This window comes from Streptomyces sp. NPDC092369, from assembly GCF_044755245.1.
Lineage (GTDB): Bacteria > Actinomycetota > Actinomycetes > Streptomycetales > Streptomycetaceae > Streptomyces.
This window is the reverse complement of the sequence record NZ_JBIVQP010000012.1, coordinates 131338-153586: the sequence shown is the minus strand read 5'-3', so window position 1 is coordinate 153586 and position 22249 is coordinate 131338. Positions and strand designations below refer to the sequence as shown.

Below are 22249 nucleotides of genomic sequence, written 5' to 3'. Positions count from 1 at the left end.
GCGCCCCCGCCCGCCCGAACTCGGCGAACTCCGCCAACGCGGCCTCAAGCAACTGCTGCTTCTTGGCTTCAGGGTCCCGGGTACGCATCCGCCCAGTGTACTTAATGAACGTTCATTTGACAAAGGCCGACCGGGCTCGCAGTATTGGTAATGAAAGTTCATTTAGTTGAGAGGCGTGGTCACGATGAGTCACTGGACACCGGATGCGATCCCCGAACAGGGCGGGCGTACGGCCTTGATCACGGGCGGCAACAGCGGCATCGGGCTGGTGACCGCTCGCGTGCTTGCGGCGCGGGGCGCGCGGATCATCCTCGCCGGCCGCAGCCAGGCGAACCTGGACGGAGCGGTGCAGAAGGTCCTGGATGTCACACCAACCGCCGACGTCGCCACATTGGTCGTCGATCTGTCCGACCTGGCCTCGGTCGGTGAAGCAGCCACGCGTATCGCTGAGACCGAGACGGTCGACCTGCTGTTCAACAACGCCGGGATCATGAACCTGCCCACCCGGCAGACCACGCGGGACGGCTTCGAGATGACCTTCGGCACCAATCACCTTGGCCACTTCGCCTTCGACGCGCAGGTGTGGCCCGCAGTGCTGCGCTCCACGGCTCCTCGTGTGGTCACCGTCAGCGCGATCGCCGCGCGCTGGCCCATGGGCCGTCTTGAGGACCTTATGAGCGAGAAGAGCTACCGGGGCATGGGTGCCTATGCCAAATCCAAGCGCGCCAATGTTGTCTACACCCTCGAACTCGCCCGCCGTACCGCCGGTACGCCTCTCAAGGCCTTGGTGGTCCACCCCGGAGCGGCGATGACCAACCTCCAGCAGCACGGCGACGGAGCTTTGTCCCGAGCGTTCACCCCGATCGCCGCGCGCCTGCTCATGGGGTCGTCCGAGGGCGCGGCGTGGCCCTCGCTGTACGCCGCCACCGCCTCTGACGTGCAGAGCGGGCAGTTCATCGGCCCCGCGGGACGCGACCAGACCTCAGGCACCCCGAAACCGGCCAAGCTCCCCAAGGGCGCGGACGACCCGCAGCAGGGCGCGCGGTTGTGGGCGGAGAGTGAACAGCTGACCGGCGTTGCTTTCAAGCCCTGACGCTCGACCGAACCGTGCTTTTGCGGCCTGTATCCCGGCCCGATCGACCCCATTGACGTTCCCGCCATTGAACGGAGACATTTCGATGACCAGTTCTGATGGATTCGTCCCGAACCCCGACTTGGCCGAACTTGCCGCGGTCAACAAGCAGCTTGCTGAGACCATGCAGTATCCCGATGTCACCACCAGTGAAGGCCTGGCGTTGATTCGCGGTATGGACTACGCACTCAGCCGTGACCTGAACCAGTCGGTGAGCGAGCGGACCATTCCCGGTCCGGGTGGCGATCTGAAGCTGCGGATCATCCGGCCCGAAGGGCCGATCAAGGCTGTCATGATCGACATCCACGGTGGCGGCTGGTGCCTGGGCACGCCGCAGGAAGACGACTGGATCAACGACTACTACGCCGAGCATTCCCAGATCGCGACGGTCAGCATCGACTACCGGCTCGCCCCCGAAAACCCCTTTCCCGCCCCGGTCGAGGACTGCCTGACGGGGGCCTTGTGGGTTGCCCAAAACGCCGTCGCCGAGTTCGGTACCGACCGGCTCCTGCTGCACGGTGCTTCGGCAGGCGGACATATTGCGGCTGTGACTCTGCTCAGGCTGCGGGACGAGTATCCCGAGGTGGCCGAGCGCATCGCGGCGGTCAGTCTGGTCTACGGCTCCTACGATGTCAGCGGTGTGCCCAGTCGCCGGCAGGCGGACCACAACACTCTCGTGCTGCCCGTCCACTGGATCAACGGCTTCGTCGACAACGCCTTCCCCGGCCTCGATGGCGAACAGCGGCGTGACCCGTCCATCTCCCCGCTCTTCGCGAAGCTGGACAACCTGCCGCCCGCCCTGTTCACCGTGGGCTCGCTCGACCCTCTCCTGGACGACAGCCTGTTCATGTCCGCCCGCTGGCAGGCCGCCGGAAACCACGCGGATCTCGACGTCTGGCCCAACGGCGTCCACGGATTCAACAACATGGCTCCCAAGACCGGCCGTGCCGTCGTCGAGCGCATCTCGTCCTGGTTCAACGCCCGCCTGGCTGCCTGACCCGGAACCTCACCACAAGCGCGCAGAAGTCCGCCGGGCGGCGACACCGTCCACCGTGATGAACAAGGAGAAGACGCTGCCGTGAGAATCACCGTTTTCGGGGCCAGCGGCAGCGTCGGCTCGGTGCTGGTTCCTGAAGCCCTGCACCGAGGCCACGAGATCATCGCCGTCACCCGCGACCCCTCCCGTATCGCGCTCCGTCATACACGGCTTACGGTCGTGATCGCGGAACTGGGCGACGGACCAGGCCTGGAGAAGGCTCTCTTCGGGGCTCAAGCGGTGATCATCAGCCTCGGTGACGCCGTCTGTGACACAGGAACCGGCAGCATTCTCGCGGCCATGCGGAACGCCGGCGTACGGCGGGTGCAGGTGCTCACCGCATTCGGAACCAGCGAGATCAGCCGACGGCAGCTCGGCCGCGGGATGCGAGGAGTGCTGAGCGCGGTCCGTCTTGTCGCTCGCGCAGCGTTTTCGGCCAAGGAGCGGCAGGACGCACTGGTTCGCGCTTCCGGCGTCCAGTACACGATCGTCCAGCCTCCCACTCTCACCTTCGGACCGCCCACCGGGGCCTACCGTCACGGCGATTACCGAGGTAAATCCATTCTCGGAAAGATCTCCCGAGCCGACCTCGCCCATTTCATGCTCGACAATCTGGAACAGGACCGCTACCTGGACGAGTCGGTCTACGTCCAGAACTGAACAGACCTTCCGTCGGGTTCTCGGCGGGCGGGAGACCGAGGTGCTGTCACCGGCGTGAAGCTCGGTAGGTCTGCCGCGAGGCGAAACGCTCCGCTTCCGGCGTCCTGTGCCGAGGGAGCAGAGTGAAGCACTGGTCGGGCAGACAGCGATCGCAAGAAGGAACTGATGCTGGGGGCCATCCGGAGGCGAGGTGCCTGCGTGAGATCCGGGTGAGATCGATGGCGTCGGGGTTCTCGAATGTCCTGGGGTTCCGGTTGGGCCGCGTCGTGCGCTGACCGCCCGGTCCCCTGTAAAGACCTCTGGTCTTTTGACATGAGACCGGTGGTGTCTTACGTTGGAAGCATCGCAACGGACCGCCGGTCTGAAAAGTGTGAAGGCGCGCGCACCCCCACAGAGACCGCGACGTCTCCTTCCGTCCGCCACAGAAAGCGAGCATTCTCATGTCCAAGGTCTGGTTCGTCACCGGAAGCTCCCGAGGTCTGGGCCGCGCTATCGTCACCGCCGCCCTTGAGGCGGGTGACCGAGTGGTCGCCACCGCCCGTAAGCCCGCCCAGCTCGACGACCTTGCCGCCCGCTACGGCGACCGCATCCACCCGCTCGCCCTCGATGTCACCGACCTCGACCAGGTTCAGAGCGCCGTCGAGGAGGGCCTCAAGGCCTTCGGCCACTACGACGTGGTGGTCAATAACGCGGGCTACGGCGATCTGGCCTCCGTCGAGGACGTCACCATCGAGGATTTCCGAGCCCAGATCGACACCAACTTCTACGGCGTCGTCCACGTCAGCAAAGCGGTGGTCGCAGTCCTGCGCGAGCAGGGCCACGGGCACATTTTCCAGGTGTCCTCTCTCGGCGGCCGGATCGGCTCGTTCGGCCTGGCCGCCTACCAGAGTGCCAAGTGGGCCGTCGGCGGTTTCTCGACCGTCCTCGCCCAGGAGGTCGCCCCCTTCGGCGTCAAGGTCACGGTGCTCGAACCGGGCGGCATGCGCACCGACTGGGCCGGCTCCTCCATGACCGTCCCGCCAATCAGCGAGCCCTACCAGCAGACGGTCGGCGCCTTCTCCGAGGCCATCAGGAACCAGGACCCCAAGGCCGCGGCCGCCCACTCCGCCGACCCTGCGAAGGTTGCCCAGACCATCCTGGACCTGGCCGGACGCGAGGACGCCCCGGTACGCCTCCTGCTCGGCGTCGACGCGGTTCAGTACGCCACGGCTGCCGCACAGGCCCTCGCCGAGAGCGACGAGAAGTGGCGCCCGGTCTCCGAGTCCGTCTGGGACTGACCTCCCGCACCAGCTGCCCTCACCGCACCAGACCGGAAAGCAAACATTCATGAACCTCATCGGTACGACCGCGATCGTGACGGGCGCATCGAAGGGCATCGGATACGCCGTTGCCGCCTACCTCATGCAGCACGGTGCCGACGTGGTCGTCACGGCCCGCAGCGAGGACGCGCTCACCTCCGCAGCGGAAGAACTGTCGGCGACCCACGGGCGACGAGCCGTCCCCGTCGTCTGTGACGTCAGCGACGCGACGAGCGTCGCCCACCTATTCGACCGGGCCACGGCCGAACTTGGTGACATAGCGATCCTGGTCAACAACGCCGGCAACAGCACCCTGGACACCATCGACAACCTTGCCGAAGCCGACTGGGACAGCGTCATCGACACCCACCTGAAGGGCACGTTCCTGTGCACCCAGGCCGCGATCACGCACATGAGGACCCGCGGCATCAAGGGCGTCATCGTCAACACCAGCTCGGTCGAGGCCGTGGCCACCACCCGGGGCAACGCCCACTACTCGGCGGCCAAGGCGGGCATCGACAAGTTCACCGAAGTGGCGGCCCTGGAAGGGGGACGCCACGGCATACGCGTCAACGGTGTCGCACCCGGCATCATCGTCACCCCGATGACCCAGGCGGCAGCTACCGAAGAGTTCCACCGCGCGTGGCAGCAGACCTTCAGCGTCGACCGCTTCGGAGAACCTGACGACATCGCCAAGGCGGTCACCTTCCTCGCCTCCGACTATGCGCCCTGGATCACCGGCATCACCCTCCTCGTCGACGGCGGGACACACTTGCGCGGTCTGCCCGACTACGCAGAACATCTGCTGCCGGGTACGAACTGACCGCCATCCGGGCCCGAGGGATCGGGCGAGCGCGACGGACCGGGCGTCGTAGGCGCTCAAGTCGGCGTTGACGCTCAAGCCGGCGGGGCGTGCAGGGCGCACCCGATCCCGCATGGCGGAGGGCGTGGTGTGTGTCCCAGGCCGGCGCCGTGCAGTCGGCCATGGCCTGGCCTCGGCGACGTGGGATTCGATCCCGGCGTCCTGTGCCTCAAAAGCCTTCAGTGCCCACCGCTGGCTGAGGCGCCGGAGGTTGGGATCGGTGATCAGGGCGTCGACACCGCGGACACGCTTGACGAGTTCCCGGCGTTCCAGCGCGGCCAGGACATGCACTGCGCTGACATTCCATGTCACTCGATCGGTGGCCACTCTCAAGAGATTCAATGCGAACGTCCGGCTCGACGGCGTCCTGACCGGCCACAGCCCGGTATTCCGCAGGTTCGACGCGCATAAAAGGCCGACACGGGTGGCGAGCGGTTCCGGTTCCGTCACGTCTCTTCAACGGTCGAGGTGCCGCGAGTAACAGTCGGGCCGAACTGCCTCACCTGCGGAATGGTCGTCACCATGTGCGCGACCACCCTTTCGCTGAGGCAGAAGTGCTTGTGCGGCACATCGCCGGGGAACCGGACGAAGTCGCCGGCTGCCAGGTCGACAGGTTCAGCCATGGGGCCGGTGCGCAGCTTGCCGGTGATCATGTAGAGATGGTGCAGGGTGCCTGGGGCGTGGGCCGGGATTTCTTCTGGGTCCCGCTCGCCGCGTTCCAGTCGCAGCACCATGGTGCGGACGTATCCGGAACCATAGGTTTCGTCGAGAACGCGTTCGTGCCAATTCGCCGCCCCCTGCCACTCGCCGTCTGTCTGTCGCTGCACGTAGACGGGAGTGCCCCACTCGGTCAGGAGCCGCCGGGCAGGGACGTCAAGAGCCGTCCCGAGCAGGGACAGAGTTTCGACGGTCGGGTTGCCCGACCCCTGCTCGATCTTTGAAAGCGTCTGCTTGGACAGTCCGGACCGTCGGGCGAGTTCGCCGAGCGACATGGCTCGTTCCAGGCGGAACCGGTGTAGGTTCCGGGCGACCAGCTCGTTTTCGCGGGGCGGGGTGTCACGTTTAATATGCATGCCGTCATTATTGACGAACCGCTACCACTCAGGACACGACGGCCGGGCTACTGCCGATGAGGCCGTCAGCCTGATAGTCGCTCCGGGTGACGGGCCCAGCTCGGCGACGGGCGTCTGTGAGCCGGCGCGTCGAGCCTCCCTCAGCAAGACCACTCCCCACCAGATCCTCGAAGAGGACGCCGAAGTCGGGCTGGTCCACGCCGAGCTGCGCTTGGACCGCCGGGGAGGTCAGACCGATCTTTCGGCCGGTGACGTGGGCGCCACCGTTCAGGTGCTTGTCCGCGAGCAGCTGCTGCACACGGTGAGCGGCATCCAGGTCCTCCGTACCCAGAAGATTCCGAACCGGGGTGCATGGTGTGCTTCCCTCGCGGCGGCCGTCAGCCTGCTCGTGGCCTCCACGATGGCTACGTCGCGCGCGTTGGAACTCACTGACCTGTTTCCAACTGTGCGGTCACCACGGCGAATCCGGCGATCCATTCCGGGATGGGCCGGTAGAAGCGTGAGGTGAAGCGGTAGTTGCCGGCAGCCGCCAGTGAGGCGAACGTGGCGATCCAGGTGCGGACCTCGTGGGCGGATCCGCCGCCTTCTGCGCCCATCCAGTCGGTGCGCCAGGCGTCGACCTCAGCCAGCTGGGCGGCCGCCAGGGTGTCCAGGACGAGGTTGTCCCACTCAGGGTTGATGGGGATCATCGAGCTGGTTCCGGCGGCGTAGTCACGGCCGGCCTGGATGACGCGCTGTTCGCCCCTGGCCCGCTGCTCGGGGGTGGGCGGATGGCCCTCGATGAGGGCGTCTGCGACCCGGGGCGGCGCGCCGTCCAGGATCGGTACCGGCGGGTCGTGCGAGAGACCGCCGGACGCGAGGAAGAGCACCCGCCGATCCAGGTCCGCCGCGGCCTCACCGATCGCGGTGCCCAGTGTCCGGACTCTGCTGACCGGACCGAGCGGAGTGGCGACTCCGTTGACGAAGACCGGTACCACCGGGACGGTGTCGATCCCGCCGAAGAGCACCTCCAGCGGCTGTACGAAGCCGTGGTCCACGGTCATCCGGGCAGAGATCGTCAAGTCGATGTCCCGGTCGAGGACCCCTCTGGCCAGCGCGCGGGCGGCCTCGGTGTCCACAGAGAGCGGGCCGGCGGCGGATCCGAAGTCGCCGACAGCGTGTGCCTCGGTGGCGAGACAGAACGGGGGCATCTCCTTGTAGAAGAAGCCGTTGTAGTGGTCGGGGGCGTAGAGGACGACCAGTTCCGGGTCGAAGTCGTGGACGAAGGAGCGTGCCTCCTTGACGGCTTCCGCCACTGCGGCGAGGACGTCGGGGGCGGGGTCGTTCGTGCCGATCAACGGTGAGTGGGACAGGCCGACGGCGGCTGCGTTCACCTGGGGTCTCCCTGGGGGTGGATGACGAGCTTGCCGGTTAGCCGTCCGTCGATCATGAGCTGGAAGCCCTTGTGGATCTCGGTGAGTGGCAGGGTGTGGTCGATCACCGGGCGCAGTCCGGTGGCGTCCATCAGCTTGAGCAGGGACACCAGTTCGCTGCGGGTGCATCCGGTGGACCCGAGTACACGCTGCTGTAGGTAGAAGATCCGGCCTAGGTCAGCGGAGGGGTTCATCCCGGAGGTGGCGCCAGCGATCACGATCGTTCCGCCAGGGCGCAGTGCCTTGAGAGAGTGCGACCAGGTGGCTTCGCCGACCGTCTCGATCACCACGTCGACGCGCTCGGGCAGCCGCTCACCGGTCGGTACGGCCTTGCGTACCCCCCAAGACTCCGCCTCGGTCCGCTTGTCTGCGCTGCGGCTGGTGGCGTAGACGACGGCGCCGGCGGCGAGGGCGAGCTTGATGGCGGCAGAGGCGACCCCACCGCCGACCCCCTGGACCAGGACCCGGTCACCGGCGCGGATACCGGCCTGGGTGAAGAGCATGCGGTAGGCGGTACCCCAGGCGACCGGCAGACAGGCAGCCTCGTCGAAAGTGAGCCAGGAAGGCTTGGGGATCAGATTGCGGGTGGGGACGGATAGGTACTCGGCGAAAGCACCGTCGTGCTGCTCGGAGAGCAGGGCCCGACCGGGATCGAGGGTCTCGTCACCCAGTCCCGCGTCCGGGTCGGCGATCACCGGATGGATAAGCACCTCGTTGCGGTCCTCGTCGTACCCTGCGGCGTCGCACCCCAGCACAATGGGCAGTCGCTCGGGCGGGTGGCCCACTCCACGCAGGGTCCAAAGGTCGTGCATGTTCAGGGACGAGGCGACGACCCGGACCAGGGACCAGCCGGGCTTCGGCTTGGGCTTGGGAACGTCCCCGAGGACGAGACCGGACAGCGGGTCGCTGGCACTCTGGGAGACGGCGGTTGCAGCAAGCATGTTCTTACGTTCGTCCTGCCGTGACGGTCATCGACAGCGCGTGTTCCGTTCTGCGGAACGACGGATGGATACCCCTGACCTGCCGTTGTTGCCTTAGAGCATGACCTCGACGATCGAACCCCAGGGCGCGGCCACCCCGGCCCCGCGAGGGGCCCTGCGGCGCCCGGCCGGACTGGCCCCCTCCCTTGACGTCTCCGGGCTCGTCGACACCGAGGACGGGCTGCTGGACCGCGTGATCTTCACTGACCAGGATCTGTACCAGCAGGAACTGCGTCGCGTCTTCGCGCCGAGCTGGCTGTTCTTGGCCCACACCGACCAGTTCCACAAGCCTGGCGACTTCTTCACCACGTACATGGGCGAGGACCCGGTCATCGTCACCCTTGACCGCGAGCGCCGCATCCGGGCCTATCTGAACTCCTGCCGACACCGAGGTGCCCGTGTGTGCCGCGCCGACTTCGGGCAGACCCGCAACTTCACCTGCACCTACCATGGCTGGTCGTTCAATCTGGACGGATCCCTGGTGAGCGTGCCGAACAAGGACGGCTACCCCGACGACTTCGACGAGTCGAAGTGGGGTCTGGTGGAGGTTCCGCACGTGGAGGTGTACCACGGGCTGGTCTTCGGCACCTGGAACCCCGACCCCGTCTCGCTGCGTGAGTCGTTGGGCCACATGGCCTGGTACATGGACGCCATGCTCGACCATGACGACGAGGGCACGGTCGTCGTCGGCGGAGTCCACAAGTGGGTCCTCGAAGGCAACTGGAAGCTGGCGGCCGAGCAGTTCGCCAGCGACTGGTACCACGTCAACATGAGCCACGCCTCGGCGCTCCAGGTGCTCGCGCCCGCGGGCAAGAAGCCCAAGGACGAGGTCGTGCACCGCACCGGCCGCCAGTACTCCGACGCGCACGGCAACGGCGCGGGCTTCCCGGTCCACCCCAGGAACCGCTTCGACGCCCAGACCGTGCACAAGTGGACCGACTACGACGCGTTGCGCGAACGACTCGGTGAGGCGCGCGTGGAAGGTCCGTTGACCAATGGGCACGCCACGGTTTTCCCCAACTTCTCCTACCTTCCCGTCAACGGCTCTATCCGGATCTGGCACCCCAAGGGCCCGGACAAGATGGAGGTGTGGGCATGGACGATCGTCGACAAGTCAATGCCCGAGGAGGTCCGCGAGGCCCAACGCCTCTACAACCTGCGCACCTTCGGGCCCAGCGGGATCTTCGAGCAGGACGACGGCGAGAACTGGTCCGAGGTGCAGGCCATCGCGCACGGCTTCATCACCAACGGCGTCCCCCTCAACTACCAGATGGGGATCGGTTCCGAGCGCGAGGACGGGCGTTACCCCGGCACCACCAGTGAGCTGTACAGCGACGCAGCCGGGCGTGCCTTCTACGGGCGCTGGCGCGAGCTGATGAGCACCCCCGCATGGCACGAGGAGAGCAAGGCATGAGCAACGGCATGCGCGTCGCGGCCCTGGACGACATCCCGCAGGGCGAGGGCATCGCCGTGGACAAGGCGATCACCGGCACCGCCGACAACATCGCCCTGCTACGCGACACCGACGACAGCGTCTACGCCCTCGACGACACCTGCACTCACGAGACAGCCTCCCTGGCCGAGGGCTGGGTGGAGGACGGCTTCGTCGAATGCCCCCTGCATTCCAGCAAGTTCTGCCTCAAGAGCGGTGAGGTCCAGGGGCTGCCGGCGACGAAGAACGCCTGCCCCCACCGCGTTGAGGTCCGCGACGGTGAGGTCTGGCTCTTTCCGGGAGAGCAACCGTGACCGAGCGAGTGGTGATTGTCGGCGGTGGCATCGCTGGCATCAGTACGGCGAGCGCGCTGCGCTCGGGTGGCTTCGAGGGTGACCTCACCCTCGTGGACGCGGGAGAGTTCCCCTACGACCGGCCGCCGCTGTCGAAGGACTACCTGGCGGGGAACATGCCCCTGGAGCAGATCGCGCTCCAGCCCCCCTCCTGGTACGACGACCAGCGCGTGCGCCTCGTCAACCGCACCACCGTCACGGCGCTCAGGCCGGGCGAGGGCAAGCTGGAGCTGTCCGACGGCGGTGTGCTGAGTGCCGATCGGGTGGTGCTGGCCACCGGAGCGAGTGCAGCGCGTCCGCCGATCCCGGGCGCCGACAGCGACCGCGTGCACGTGCTGCGCACCGCCGAGGACGCCGATCGGCTGCGTACCGCGCTGGTGCCGGGGGCCCGTATTCTGGTCGTCGGCGCCGGGCTCATCGGCGCGGAGACCGCTTCCACCGCTGTGGGACTGGGCTGCGAGGTCACACTCGTCGACCCCGCCGCCGCACCGCTGACCACGGTGCTGGGCGGCCAGCTCGCGGAGTGGGTTCACGCCCTGCACACCCAGCGCGGTATCACGGTCCTACAGACGGTCGTGCAGTCTTTCACCGGCCTCGGTGTCACGGGTATCCGGGCCCAGCTCGCCGATGGTGAGGCCGCCCGTACCTACGATGCCGTCCTACTGGGCGTCGGCATGGTGCCGCACACCACCCTCGCCGAGCAGGCCGGACTCGCCGTGGACCAGGGCATCGTCGTCGACGCCGGACAGGTCACCTCCAACCCCGCAGTCCTCGCCGTGGGGGATCCGGCGAGGCTCCGGGGAACCGACGGGACGCTGCTGGGCAGAGCAGAGCACTGGGAGGCCGCGCAGACCGACGGCGTCCGCGCTGCCGCCACGCTGCTGGGCAAGCAGCTTCCGGCTGATGCCGCCCCCTGGTTCTGGACCGACCGCCACGGGCGCCACATCGAAGGCGTGGGACACATGAGCGACGCCTCGCTGACCGTGGTGAGGGGCTTGTTCGACGACCCGTCGTTCGCCGTTTTCGGGCTGCGGGAGGGGCGGGTTGTCGCGGCCGCGGCCGTGGACGATCCCACCGCTGTCCGCGCGGCCCGCAGGATGATCGACCGACGAATCCCGATCGAACCGAACAGGTTGGCAGACCCCGCGATCAACCTACGCACGCTGCTGCGGAGTTGACATGTCTCACCACCGCCACAGCCCCAGCCGACCACACGCGCAGAAGGGATCGATGACACCGTGATCACCAGCACGGAACCGGACTCCTCGTGGGTCGCGGCGCGGGCAGACCGCGACACCCACTTCGAAATCGAGCAGTTTTACTACGAGGAGGCCGACCTCCTCGACGCAGGCCGCTACACCGACTGGCTCGACCTGCTCGCCGACGACCTCGACTACTGGATGCCGACGCGCACCAACCGGCTCCGCCGCCAACAGGCGCTTTCCGTCGCGGCACGCGGCGAGGCCGCCTTCTACGACGAGACCAAAGAGAGCCTTGCCTGGCGCATCCGCCGCTTCGACACCGGCATGGCCTGGGCCGAGGACCCGCCATCGCGCACCCGGCACCTGGTGACCAACGTGGTGGTGCGGCACCTCGACCCGGAGGAGAACACGGACTTCACCGCCGACGACCTCCTGGTCCGCTCCGCGTTCCTCGTCTACCGCAACCGTCTGGAGCGCGAGGAAAACGTCTTCGCCGGCGGCCGCACCGACGTCCTGCGCCGCACACCGGACGGTCTGCGCGTCGCCCGCCGGACCATCCTCCTGGACCAGAACATCCTCCAGGCGAAGAACATCTCCACCTTCTTCTAGCCGCCGCACACCTTCCTTGCCGATGGGACGACCTCACGTGACCGACCCCAAACTCAAGCACCACCGTGTACCCACCTCGCTCGGCGAGATCACCGTCGCGGAGACCGGCAAGGGCCCGGTGCTCGTCATGCTGCACGGCGGCGGCCCCGGTGCCTCCGGCGTCAGCAACTACCACCAGAACCTGCCGGAGCTGGCCCGGCACTTCCGGGTCCTGCTGCCCGACCAGCCAGGCTTCGGCCACAGCTACCGCCCCACCGAGCAGGAACTCGACGAGCGGTCCATCACACAGATCACCGTCGACGCCCTGTTCCAGGCCCTGGACTCGCTGGGCGTCGACACCTTCCACCTTCTCGGCAACAGCCTCGGCGGTGCCGCCGCCCTCGCCATGGCCCAGCAGCGTCCCGAGCGGGTGATCCGCCTGGTGCTGATGGCTCCCGGCGGCGGCTGGCTGCCCTTCGGCCCTACCCCCACAGAGGGTCAGAAGGAAATGTTCCGCTACTACAACGGCACCGGCCCCAGCGAAAAGAAGATGGCTGCCTTCATCCGCACAATGGTCTTCGACCACAAACTGTTCGGCGAAGACGTGATCAAGGCCCGGTACGAGGCGTCTCTCGACGAGAGCCACATCGCCTTCTACCACCTCTACAACGCCGCCTTCGGCAAGCGCGGCGGCATGGACCCGCTCTGGCGCGACCTGCACAAGATCAAGGCTCCGACCCTGTTGCTGTGGGGCCGCGACGACCGCACCATCACCCTCGACGGCGCCCAGCTGATGCTGAAGCAGATCCGCGACGTCCAGCTCCATGTCTTCAGTCGCTGCGGCCACTGGGTGCAGCTGGAGCGCAGGTCCGAGTTCGAGGCGCTGGTGTCCGGCTTCTTGACGCAGGAGAAGGCATGAGCGGCGGCTGGCTGGAGGGCTACAGCGCCCTGATCACCGGCGGCGGATCCGGGATCGGACGCGCGGTTGCCGAACGCTTCGTGGCCGAGGGGGCCTCGGTCACCATCATCGGACGGGACAAGAAGCGGCTGGACGAGGTGGCCCGGGAGTCCGGGACACCCGAGCGCTTCCACACCGTCGCCGCCGATGTTCGCGACACGGAGTCCCTGCACGCCGCGGTCACCGCCACCGTGGAGCGCTTCGGCAAGCTCGACACCCTGGTCGCCAACGCCGGCGTGTGGGACTACCAGCGCCAGCTCACCCGCCTGACCGGCAAGGAACTCGACGCCGCCTTCGACGAGATCTTCTCGATCAACGTCAAGGGCTACGTCCTCGCAGCGGAAGCCGCCTGGCCGGAACTGGTCAAGACCCGCGGCAGCATCGTCATGACGCTGTCCAACGCCTCCTTCTATGTCAACGGCGGCGGCCCCCTCTACACCGCCAGCAAGCACGCCTGTCTGGGGTTGATGAAGGAGTTGGCCTACGAACTGGCTCCCAAGGTTCGGGTCAACGGCGTCGCCTGCGGTGGCATGAAGACGGACCTGCGCGGACCCCAGGCCCTCGCCCTGAACGAACGCTCGTTGTCGGCGTCGTTCGCGAAGAAGCCCGCGGACGCGGCGCCGCCGCCCATCCCGCTGCACGACTCCAGCACCGACCCACGCGACTTCACCGGTTCCTACGTCCTCCTTGCCGCTTACGAACAGAGCGGCCCTATCACGGGCCAGGCGATCTCCGTCGACGGTGGGATCGGCGTCCGTGGCTTCACCTCCGCCGCTGGCGGCGACCACCTCTGAGCTCAGCGAGGAGCCCACCGTGCCCACGCCCCACCCGCACAACTCAGGCCTCACGGTCGACCTGAACCTTGCCACGGCCGTCGCCCGCAACGCCCGCTTCCACGGGGACACCGTGATCCTCGACTACCCGGGCGGCGATCTGACGTTCCGCGAACTCGACAACCGGGCCGCCCGGTTGGCGGCCGTCCTCGCCGCCGGCGGCACCCGGGACGGCGACCGCGTCGCCTACCTGGGCCTCAACAGCACCGCCTTCTTCGTCACCATGCTCGCCGCCTTCCGTCTCGGCGCGCTGTTCGTCCCGGTCAACTTCCGGCTCGCCGAGCCCGAACTCGCCCAGGTCCTCGACAGCAGCGGTTCGACTGTCATCGTCTGCGAGGAAGGCCACAGGGCAGCGGCCGACCGGGTCCGGGACAAGACCTCCCTCGCTCGCTTCCTGCTCGTTGACGACGACCCCGAAATCCCGGCCGGCGCACCGGAACGCGACTGGGAGCCCTGGGCGGCGCTCATCGCGGACGCGGAACCGACGCAGTACATCGTCGCCAAGCACGCCGACGAACCGGCCATCCTCATGTTCACCTCGGGCACCACCGGGACGCCCAAGGGCGTCGTCCTCAGCCACGGCAACGCCTGGTGGAACGCCGTCAACGTCGAACTCCAAGTCGACACCCGGCGAGAGGACACCACCTACGCCGCCGCACCGCTGTTCCACATCGGAGCCCTCAACAGCTTCGCGCTGCGCACCCTGACCCGCGGTGGGACGGTCGCCGTCCGCCGGACCTTCGACCCGGGGCAGGCCGCCGACGAGCTGACCCGACTCAAGGTGAACTCGATGTTCGGCGTTCCGCAGATGTTCGCAGCCCTCGCCCGGGTGCCCGGCTTCTTCGATCACGACCTGAGCGAGCTACGGTCCGTCATCGTCGCGGGCGCCCCCGTGGCACCCTCCCTGGTCAGCCAGTACGCCGAACGGGGCCTGCTGCTCCAGCAGGCGTGGGGCCTGACCGAGACCGCGCCGTTCGCCACCCACCTGCCCGCGGAGCGTACGCACGACAAGGCGGGCTCGGCCGGTATCCCCATGCCCTACACCGAGGTCCGCGTGGTCGACGTCCTCACCAACAAGCCCGTCGAGCCCGGGACCCAGGGCGAGATCGTCGTTCGCGGCCCCAACGTGGCCGCCGGCTACTGGAACAACGCCGAGGCGACAGAGGCGGCGTACGACGCCGAGGGATGGTTCCACTCGGGGGACATCGGCTACTTCGACGACGACGGCTGCCTCTACGTCGTCGACCGGCTCAAGGACATGATCATCAGCGGCGGTGAGAACGTGTACCCGGCCGAGGTCGAGCACGCGCTCGCCACCATGCCCGGCGTCCTGGACGTCGCGGTGGTCGGCGTCCCTGACCCGCAGTGGGGCGAGACCGTCGCCGCAGTGATCACGGTGGCCGCCGACAGCAGGATCACCCTGGACGACGTGCGCGACCACGCGGCCCGTCACCTGGCTCGGTACAAGCTGCCACGCCGTCTGAAGATCGTGGAGACCATGCCGCGCAACGGCTCAGGCAAGCTCAACAAGCCGGTCATCCGACAGGTCGCGGCCGAGGAGCAGTGACATGATCCCCGTACCTCCCCTCCCGGACCTCCAGCTTCCAGTGCCATGGACCGCCGACGCCCTGCACCGGCGGCATCACGCGCAGGACCTGCTCATCGCAAGCGAGACCGAGGAATACCTGGTGCGCCTGGAACGCTGCGCCGCCGGCCGGTTGCGCGAAACCTACCCAGTAGCACTCCACGACCTTGAACTCCAAGCCGACACATGCGCCACCGAATTCCTCCCCGAGCTGCTGTCCGTGGTGACCGGAGCCCTGAACAGCACAGACCCCCTGTGTAGACGCCTTGTTCTCGCGATATCGACTGACGCTCCATCACGCGCAGTGGCGGCGGCGACCGCAGGGTTCCGGCACGTCGTGGACGTCGACCTCGGCGGCGCTGAACACGGCCTGTTCACCTGGGAACCGTCCTGGGTAACGCGAATCGATCCGGATCTCGACCGGGTGCCAGACGTGTGAGGCGGTGTCCGGGCCTGCACCGACGTGCGGGCTCGGACACCGCCTGGTTCTTTCCGAGGGACGACCGATGACACAGCAGAGCGTTCCCCGGATCGACTATCACGCGCAGCGCGTGCCCGAGAAACCGGCCCCTGTGGACCTGGAGACCGACGCGTATCCGTTCCCTCGCCGCCGTTCTGACGCCTATTGAACGAACGGAAATCCATGAGCGCGTAGAAGAATCCCGTGACGACCGCAGCGGAGAAGGTGGTCGAAGCGGTGCAACAAGCGACCCATCCCGGCGACGAGATCCCCGGCGCCTCCGCGCCGCACCCGGTAGATGAGCCCGGCGACCCGACGGGGCCGTTGCCCCCAAGCCCACTCGGCAACCCTGCGGCCGATCGCGACGGACGCCGGTACAACTCTTCGGCGTCGGCGTGTGTCTGATGGGTGGACGAAACGTGCCTTCGGCCGGCTCACCGCCCATCCTCGTCACTTCACCCCAGAGGTAATGACATGCTCCGCTGCGATCACAGCTTCCGTGCACTGCGCAGGGCCGTCGGAACCATCGGCGTCGGCGCACTGATCACGTTGGGCAGCGCTCCCTGCGCTGTGGCCGAAGGTTCCGGGGCCGGGCTGCTGCTGGGGACCATCGCGCCGATCGACGGAGTGCAGCCGGGGAGCACCTTCGAGGCGCCGGTCGCCTTCGAGAACCAGGGCACCCAGACGCTGGAGAAGGTCTGGCTGCGTTACACCGTCACCCAGGGGTTGGATTACGCCGACGTGCCCTCGAACTGCGTGCGGTGGGACATCGGCTCGTACGACGAGTTGCCGGCCAGGTCCCAGATGACCTGCGAGTTCGACCAGGCCGTAGAGCCGGGTGTCGTCTACGCGCCTGAGAAGCTGACCCTCAAGGCTCTCGACCGGGCGCTGTACGACGATCTCGACGTCGCCGTCGGGGACTATGACTTCGGCCCCGACGAAGGCGCCAGCAGACCCGTGCGCGGAACCGCTCCCGCGGCGAAGCTGGTGGAGCAGCCCGGCTCCGTCCTCACCGGGAGCAGCTCGGTGGGCCACGACTATGTCGAGGCCCGGGTGCGCGTGAACGCCGTGAACACGGCCGACTTCCAGGTGTCGGGGGCGCGGCTGGAGGGCCGGGTGGGAGACACGCTCGACCTGCAGGTGAAATTCATCAACGCCGGCCCCGCCTGGGTGCTGGTGGAACCGGGCCCTCCGGTGCCGACCCGCGTCCTGATCAAGATTCCCTCGGGTACGTCCGCGGTCAAGACACCGGGGTGCAAGAAGCCGGCAGCCGGAACCTACGACTGCTTCGTCGCGCAGGGCTGGGTGGAGGAGGACCAGGTGAACACCTACTCCTTCAAGCTGAGGATCGACAAGGCGGTGGCGGGGGCCAAGGGCTCGGTGGCCCTCAATGCCGAATCCCGCCCGTACGACGTGAACAAGGCGAACGACGAGGCCGACATCCTGCTCGACGTCGAGGGCAGTGGTTCGACGGGCGGCAGTGGGTCAGCGGGCAGTTCGGGTTCCACCGGCGGAGGCGGGACGACGGAGGGATCCGGCGGCGGAGGCGGGACGACAGGGGGATCCGGGACCACCGGCGGTGACCTCGCTGCCACCGGTTCCGGTTCTGCGCTGCCCCTCGCGGGCGGCGCGGCCGCGGTCATAACCGCCGGTGCGGGTACGGTCCTGCTCGTACGTCGCCGTACAGCCCGGCGGTAATCCGTTCGGCGCGCATGCCTGAGGTCCTCGGCATCTTCGGCATCCGCGCCCCGCACCTGCTGTCCCCTAACGCCCCCTAGAAGATCTTTAACGGCTGAGGTTGCGGAAGTTGGAAGTCAAGCCCGGTCTTGGCGATGAGGCCCTCGATGAGGTGGTGGCGTGCCGATTGCGCCCAGGATGCTCGGCTCACGTCTGGACCGGACAGCTCACTTCTTTCCCGTACGCAGCCGCTGGGCCGCCGTGTCGCCGCGCCGGCCGACCGGGATGACACCTGTCGCGGCGGCGAGGCCGTACGCGGGCATGTCGACGTACACCGACTCGTAGGAGCCCGCCGGGACGATGAACGTCTCGTGCCAGATACCCACATGTCCCTTGGCGGCGCGTGCTCGTCGGTTGAACGCCGTCCATGCGGGCCGGTGCACCTTGTCCTGCTGGTGGGCGTAGGCCAGGAGACGTTCCTTGTCGGACCAGTACTGGACGACGTAGAAGTCTCGGAGGCTGCCGTAGAGCACCTTGTAACCGAGAAGCCCGCTGGCCTTCTCCTGCGACAGCTCACGCAGCATGCGCGGCATCGACATGAATGCCGGAACCCAACTGGAGAGGGCTCGTAGCCGGTTGATGCGCAGCCCGATGTGGAAGACGACGACGTCGCCTTCGGCGGCGGCGGTGTTGCGACCTGGAACCACTTTCTCGGACATGAATATCCTCCGGTCGTCCTTACGATGCTTGAGGTCACGAACGGGCGAGCGACCGGGACTTCGCGCGAATCGCCCAAAAGTGGATCACCATGCCGATACCCCAGCCCGCAATCGACCACAAGGGCCAGAAGAAATGGTCCGGGGTGAGAATCGCCCACAGCACCACCTGAGCGGCGTTGGCGAGGACGTACCAGTAGAAGTGGATCCGCAGGCCCCACCGCATGGCCTTTTCGCTCTTGTGCACTTTCCCTCCCGTAGGTCGTCGGATCGCTGCACTTGCGCTGCCCTACGGTGCTACTGCGCGGGAGTCTGCTCCTGCACGGCTGTCTCGATGAGGGCCACCGTCGCGCCCGGCCGGGAGACGAACACCATGTGAGAAGCGCCCTCGACCACCTGCGTCTTCGCCCCCGAGCGCAGGGCCATGAACTCCTGTGTCGCCGGGGGGATGATCCGGTCCGCGCCGCTGATCAGGTTGTAGCTGGGAATCGTGTGCCACGCCTGCGGACCGGTGGCCGGCTCGCCCAGCGCGGCGCCGGTGGCCGGACGCTGCGTGATCGAGTAGAGCGTGGCCTCCTCCAGCGACACGTCGGCCGCGAAATGAGGATGAAAGACCTTCGGGTCGATGTACAGATCAACCTGTCCGTCAGGCAGCGGGACCGGTTTGAGGGATTCGCCCACCGTGCTGCCCGGGAACCGCTCGACCAGCGCTTGCGCGCTCTCACCCGTCTCCGGCACGAACGCCGCCAGGTAGACCAGGGCCTTCACGTTCGCGTTTCCCTCGGCGGCAGCGGAGATGACCGCACCGCCGTACGAGTGCCCGACCAGCACGATCGGTCCCTCGACGCTGTCCAGCAGCGCCTTGACGTGGAGCGCGTCAAAGGCGAGCCCCCTCAGCGGATTCGGCGCGGCGACCACTGGATAACCGTCGGCGACAAGCCGCTTCGCGACGGCGTTGAAGCCGCTGCTGTCGGCGAATGCGCCGTGTACGAGCACGATCGTCGGATTCCCGTTCACCAAGAACCACCCTCTCCTTCGGACGACGGCCGACACGGACCGCAGCGGCTGTCGGGTTCTCCCGCACCGCCTGGCCGACGACCACTTCTTCGAACCGCGATTGCGCGCAAACGCCCGCCGACGTGACCTCGGCCGCCCGAAGTGTCCGGAGCCGTGGGCCGATGAAACGGAGGCGCAATCGCGGTGACCGTGGAGGGTTGCGGATGAACTCAGCGCAGAACGACACGGCTCCACACCCTCACGCTCGACGCCAAGTTATGACTCCGCACTGGACGGAATTGGAATGGACCAAGCAGAGGGTCCCCGGCAGACTTCACAGATCATTCAGTCGACGTCAAGCGCATTCGGCCAGTCTGAGCTCCCTGAGGGCGGATGACTGGGGGTGCGAATGATGTCGGACGAGGAAGCCGATGTCGTTGTGATCGGGTCGGGAATGGGCGGTCTCGCAGCGGCGCGAGCGATCGCGCAGTTCGGCGGGAAGCGTGTTCTCGTCCTCGAACAGCACTACACGCTCGGGGGGATGACGCACGAGTTCTCCCGCGCCGGGCGCTACCGGTTCGGCACCGGACTGCATTACATGAGCGCGAGCGCCGGCCCGTTCCTCGGCTTCATGACGGACGGAAGGGCGCAACTGTCGCTCCTGCCGCACGAGTACGACGCACTGCACTTCCCGGAGTTCGATTTCACCGTACCCGCAACAAAGGAAGCGTTCCGCACACGGCTGAAGGAACGGTTCCCCGTCGAGGCCGCCGCCATCGACGACTTCTTCCGCACCATTCGCCGGGCCATGGCCGGACTGACGGCGCGCAATGTTCTCGCCTCGTTCCCCGCCGGCGTGCGAAAGGCGGCCGCGCCCTTCGTCGAGCGGCTCTTTCCTTCGACCTTCCGATCGTTGCGGGACCAGGTCTCACGGAGCTTCCGCGATCCGCGTCTGCGAGCCGTTCTGGCCGCGCGGTGGGGGCTGTACGGCACCCCTCCGGCATCGAGTGCGTTCGGGTATCACGCGGCGGTCCCGCTGACCTTCTTCATGGACGGCACCGCTCACCCCGTGGGCGGCCCGCAGGAGCTCAACCGGGTCGTCCTGCAGATCCTGCGGCGGTACGGCGTGGTACTGCGCCCCCGGCAGCGGGTGCATGAGGTGGTGGTCGAGGGCGGCAAAGTGGCCGGAGTCGACGTCGAGGACACCGCCACCGGCCGCCGCTACCGGGTGCGGACGGACACCGTGGTCTCGGCGGCCGGGGTGCGTAACACCTATGCCCTGATCGGGAAGAGCCATGAGCTGGTGGATCTGCCCGAGGAGCGGTCGGCGCTCATGCTGTTCCTCGGTCTTGACCGGTCGCCGGCGGCGTTCGGGTTGCGCGGCGAGAACCACTGGTTCATGCCCGATCTGGAGGAGCACGGCAGCATGCCGCGCCCGCCGGGGCACGGCACGTTGTACGTCTCCTTCGCCTCGCTCAACAATCCGGCTGCCCGCTTCCATACGGTGGAGCTGCTGGAAATCGTCGATCCGAAGGTGGTCGACCAATGGCGCGGGACGCCCGAGAGCGAGCGGCCGGAAAGCTACCGGAGGTTCAAGGACGAGCTGACTGAACGGTTGCTCGCTCGCCTCGAGAAACGCTGGCCCGGTTTCCGGGAGACGATCGCCTTCGCCGAACTGGCGACGCCGTTGTCGTTCGAGACCTATCAGCACAGCGTTCTGGGATCCTTCTACGGCCTCGCGGCGACTCCCCAGCGACTGCGCTCGGCCCGCGCGGGATGCCGTACTCCGGTCAAGGGCCTTTTCGTGGCTGGGCAGGACGCCTGGGGTTCCGGTGTGGTGGGGGCCCTGGCGGGCGGGCTGATGGCGGCGAACGCCGTGCTGAAACCTCGACAACTCGGCACGATGTGGCGGGCCATCCGCTCCGGCGGACCGGCCCGGGATCCGGCCGTGCCCTGGGAGGGCTATCTGCGCGTGGCCGGCATCGAGGAACTGACCCCGACGGTCCGCAGGATCCGCCTCGCACCCCTGAACGGAGACACGATGCCGTTCTCGTTCGCCGCCGGGCAGTACCTGAAGACCGAGCTGCCCGTCGCCATCGAACCGATCGAACGCTCGTATTCGATCTGCAGCAGTCCCGGGGAGAGCGGCTTCGTCGAGATCGCGGTCAAGCACGAGCCGGACGGCCTGGGGTCGGGCTTCCTCCATGAGGAGTTGGAGGTCGGACTGGCGTTGCGGGTGAGCGGTCCGCATGGCGAGTTCACCTGGCAGCCGGACTCCGCACACGGCACGCCGGACACACTTCTGCTCATCGCCGGGGGTATCGGGATCACCCCGCTGATGAGCGTGCTGCTGGCGGCCGCCGACGCCCGTCACACGGGCCGGATCGTCCTGCTGGCGAGCCACCGGACCGCCAACGAGGTGGTCTTCGGGCCGGAGCTCGCCGCGCTGCGGACCCGTCTGCCGGGGCTGGAGGCGTCGGTCTTCGAAACCGACCGGCACGGGCGGATCGGCCCCGACGAGTTGCAGCCCCACGCCCGCCCGACGACCCGGGTGCACTTGTGCGGGCCGGCGCCCATGATGCAGGACTTGATCGGGCGCCTGACAGAACTGGGGGTGCCGCGAGAGGCCATCCACACCGAGGCGTTCGTGTCGGGCCGGAGCAAGGAGACACGGCGGGAGAAGGCGCACGCCATCGCAGTCGCCGCCGCGGCGGCCGGTGTTACCGAGTTCATGATCGGCACGGATGACCGCGCCCGGACGTTCCCCTGCAGCCCCGGGCAGTCGATCCTCGACGCGGCCAACGCCGTCGGTGTGCCGTTGCCCCAGTCGTGCGGCGAAGGCGCGTGCGGCACCTGCCGGGTGCGGGTGCTCTGCGGCGCTCACGAGAGCGACGACCGGGGGATGTTCTCCGCGGACGAGTCGGCGACGGGCTGGCGGCTGGCCTGCCAGACGCTGCCCACCGAAGACCTGGTGATCGCTCAGTAGGGACGGGACT

At 67.6% G+C, this 22249-nt stretch carries 22 protein-coding genes; 15 read left to right on the top strand and 7 right to left on the bottom strand.

Annotation, left to right across the window (positions count from 1 at the left end):
* The first annotated feature begins 184 nt into the window (after nt 1–184).
* The 5 genes from ACIQI8_RS44685 to ACIQI8_RS44665 all read left to right on the top strand — a co-directional run bounded on the left by ACIQI8_RS44685 (nt 185) and on the right by ACIQI8_RS44665 (nt 4949).
* Nucleotides 185–1093, top strand: coding sequence for an oxidoreductase (locus ACIQI8_RS44685; RefSeq protein ID WP_402364903.1), 909 nt, complete (start codon nt 185–187; stop codon nt 1091–1093).
* Between the two features lie 85 nt (nt 1094–1178).
* On the top strand, nt 1179–2129 hold the full coding sequence (locus ACIQI8_RS44680) for an alpha/beta hydrolase (protein WP_402364900.1): 951 nt from the start codon (nt 1179–1181) through the stop codon (nt 2127–2129).
* Between the two features lie 81 nt (nt 2130–2210).
* The gene (locus ACIQI8_RS44675) at nt 2211–2828 is read left to right on the top strand and encodes an NAD(P)-dependent oxidoreductase (protein WP_402364897.1); all 618 of its coding nucleotides are present in this window, start codon (nt 2211–2213) and stop codon (nt 2826–2828) included.
* A gap of 440 nt (nt 2829–3268) precedes the next feature.
* Entirely contained in the window at nt 3269–4105 is an 837-nt protein-coding gene (locus ACIQI8_RS44670; protein WP_402364894.1) for an SDR family NAD(P)-dependent oxidoreductase, read from the top strand.
* 49 nt (nt 4106–4154) lie between these two features.
* On the top strand, nt 4155–4949 hold the full coding sequence (locus ACIQI8_RS44665; protein WP_402364890.1) for an SDR family NAD(P)-dependent oxidoreductase: 795 nt from the start codon (nt 4155–4157) through the stop codon (nt 4947–4949).
* Nucleotides 4950–5434: 485 nt separating this feature from the next.
* On the opposite strand, the gene ACIQI8_RS44660 is transcribed toward ACIQI8_RS44665, so the two are convergent.
* From ACIQI8_RS44660 to ACIQI8_RS44645, 4 genes are all read right to left on the bottom strand, one after another.
* Nucleotides 5435–6061, bottom strand: a complete 627-nt coding sequence (locus ACIQI8_RS44660; RefSeq protein WP_402364886.1) for a helix-turn-helix domain-containing protein — start codon at nt 6059–6061, stop codon at nt 5435–5437.
* Between the two features lie 28 nt (nt 6062–6089).
* On the bottom strand, nt 6090–6359 hold the full coding sequence (locus tag ACIQI8_RS44655; RefSeq protein WP_402364883.1) for a hypothetical protein: 270 nt from the start codon (nt 6357–6359) through the stop codon (nt 6090–6092).
* A 127-nt stretch (nt 6360–6486) separates the two neighbouring features.
* Nucleotides 6487–7434, bottom strand: coding sequence for a 3-carboxyethylcatechol 2,3-dioxygenase (locus ACIQI8_RS44650; protein WP_402364880.1), 948 nt, complete (start codon nt 7432–7434; stop codon nt 6487–6489).
* A complete protein-coding gene (locus tag ACIQI8_RS44645) occupies nt 7431–8414 on the bottom strand; it encodes a zinc-binding dehydrogenase (protein ID WP_402364877.1) in 984 nt (327 codons plus the stop codon). The genes ACIQI8_RS44650 and ACIQI8_RS44645 overlap by 4 nt, the downstream gene beginning before the upstream one ends.
* Nucleotides 8415–8514: 100 nt before the next feature.
* Between ACIQI8_RS44645 and ACIQI8_RS44640 the strand changes: the two genes are divergently transcribed.
* The 9 genes from ACIQI8_RS44640 (at nt 8515) to ACIQI8_RS44600 (ending at nt 17562) form a co-directional block, all read left to right on the top strand.
* A complete protein-coding gene (locus tag ACIQI8_RS44640) occupies nt 8515–9867 on the top strand; it encodes an SRPBCC family protein (RefSeq protein ID WP_402364874.1) in 1353 nt (450 codons plus the stop codon).
* A complete protein-coding gene (locus tag ACIQI8_RS44635; protein WP_402364871.1) occupies nt 9864–10199 on the top strand; it encodes a non-heme iron oxygenase ferredoxin subunit in 336 nt (111 codons plus the stop codon). The genes ACIQI8_RS44640 and ACIQI8_RS44635 overlap by 4 nt, the downstream gene beginning before the upstream one ends.
* Complete coding sequence (locus ACIQI8_RS44630) at nt 10196–11416, top strand: NAD(P)/FAD-dependent oxidoreductase (RefSeq protein ID WP_402364868.1); 1221 nt, start codon at nt 10196–10198, stop codon at nt 11414–11416. The genes ACIQI8_RS44635 and ACIQI8_RS44630 overlap by 4 nt, the downstream gene beginning before the upstream one ends.
* 60 nt (nt 11417–11476) lie before the next feature.
* A complete protein-coding gene (locus ACIQI8_RS44625) occupies nt 11477–12049 on the top strand; it encodes a 3-phenylpropionate/cinnamic acid dioxygenase subunit beta (protein ID WP_402364865.1) in 573 nt (190 codons plus the stop codon).
* Nucleotides 12050–12086: 37 nt separating this feature from the next.
* On the top strand, nt 12087–12947 hold the full coding sequence (locus ACIQI8_RS44620; protein WP_402364863.1) for an alpha/beta fold hydrolase: 861 nt from the start codon (nt 12087–12089) through the stop codon (nt 12945–12947).
* Nucleotides 12944–13780, top strand: coding sequence for an SDR family NAD(P)-dependent oxidoreductase (locus tag ACIQI8_RS44615; RefSeq protein WP_402364860.1), 837 nt, complete (start codon nt 12944–12946; stop codon nt 13778–13780). Before ACIQI8_RS44620 ends, ACIQI8_RS44615 begins: the two co-directional genes overlap by 4 nt.
* A 19-nt stretch (nt 13781–13799) precedes the next feature.
* A complete protein-coding gene (locus ACIQI8_RS44610) occupies nt 13800–15386 on the top strand; it encodes an AMP-binding protein (protein WP_402364857.1) in 1587 nt (528 codons plus the stop codon).
* A 1-nt stretch (nt 15387) separates the two neighbouring features.
* Nucleotides 15388–15843, top strand: coding sequence for a hypothetical protein (locus ACIQI8_RS44605; protein WP_402364854.1), 456 nt, complete (start codon nt 15388–15390; stop codon nt 15841–15843).
* A gap of 495 nt (nt 15844–16338) precedes the next feature.
* Nucleotides 16339–17562 (top strand): hypothetical protein, encoded by a 1224-nt coding sequence (locus ACIQI8_RS44600; RefSeq protein WP_402364851.1) that lies wholly within the window; start codon nt 16339–16341, stop codon nt 17560–17562.
* 206 nt (nt 17563–17768) lie between these two features.
* On the opposite strand, the gene ACIQI8_RS44595 is transcribed toward ACIQI8_RS44600, so the two are convergent.
* Genes ACIQI8_RS44595 through ACIQI8_RS44585 form a run of 3 tightly spaced genes read right to left on the bottom strand, consistent with a single transcriptional unit; the run spans nt 17769 to nt 19274 of the window.
* Entirely contained in the window at nt 17769–18260 is a 492-nt protein-coding gene (locus ACIQI8_RS44595) for a DUF4188 domain-containing protein (protein ID WP_402364848.1), read from the bottom strand.
* Between the two features lie 34 nt (nt 18261–18294).
* The gene (locus tag ACIQI8_RS44590) at nt 18295–18504 is read right to left on the bottom strand and encodes a 2TM domain-containing protein (RefSeq protein ID WP_402364845.1); all 210 of its coding nucleotides are present in this window, start codon (nt 18502–18504) and stop codon (nt 18295–18297) included.
* 50 nt (nt 18505–18554) lie between these two features.
* Nucleotides 18555–19274, bottom strand: a complete 720-nt coding sequence (locus tag ACIQI8_RS44585; protein ID WP_402364909.1) for an alpha/beta fold hydrolase — start codon at nt 19272–19274, stop codon at nt 18555–18557.
* A gap of 391 nt (nt 19275–19665) precedes the next feature.
* Between ACIQI8_RS44585 and ACIQI8_RS44580 the strand changes: the two genes are divergently transcribed.
* Nucleotides 19666–22239, top strand: coding sequence for a 2Fe-2S iron-sulfur cluster-binding protein (locus ACIQI8_RS44580; protein WP_402364842.1), 2574 nt, complete (start codon nt 19666–19668; stop codon nt 22237–22239).
* Nucleotides 22240–22249 lie beyond the last annotated feature (10 nt).